The following is a 563-nucleotide window of genomic DNA, read 5'->3' as shown; positions in this document are numbered from 1 at the left end:
CCGAAGATGTTGACCAGGATGCCTTCGACGTTCGGGTCGGAGAGGATCAGCTTGAAGGCCGCGGTGACGCGCTCCTTCGTGGCGCCGCCGCCGACATCGAGGAAGTTGGCCGGCTCGCCGCCGTACAGCTTGATGATGTCCATGGTCGCCATCGCCAGGCCGGCGCCGTTGACCATGCAGCCGATGTTGCCGTCGAGCTTGACGTAGTTGAGGCTGTGCTTGGCCGCCTCGATCTCGGCCGGGTCTTCCTCGGCCTCGTCGCGCAGCTCCTCGACGTCCTTGTGACGGAACAGGGCGTTGTCGTCGAAGCTCATCTTGGCGTCGAGCGCCAGGATCTCACCCGAGCCGGTAACGATCAGCGGGTTGATCTCGACGATCGCGCAGTCCAGGTCGACGAAGGCCTGGTAGGCGGCGACGATGAACTTGGCGGCGGCGGAGACCTGCTTGCCTTCGAGGCCCAGCGCGAAGGCGACCTTGCGGGTGTGGTAGCCCTGGATGCCGGTGGCCGGGTCGATGGCGACCTTGACGATCTTCTCCGGCGTGTTGTGGGCGACCTCCTCGAT

Annotated in this window: 1 protein-coding gene; it reads right to left on the bottom strand. The window is 65.4% G+C overall.

Features of this window, described 5'->3' with window-relative positions; all coding sequences use genetic code 11:
- Positions 1–563: ATP-grasp domain-containing protein (locus Q4I23_RS33020; protein ID WP_498529046.1), on the bottom strand; the 563-nt coding region annotated here is incomplete at both ends.

It is taken from the genome of Azospirillum sp. UFLA03-27, from assembly GCF_059803775.1.
Note: the sequence above shows the minus strand (reverse complement) of the source record. Positions and strands in the feature narration are given on the sequence as shown.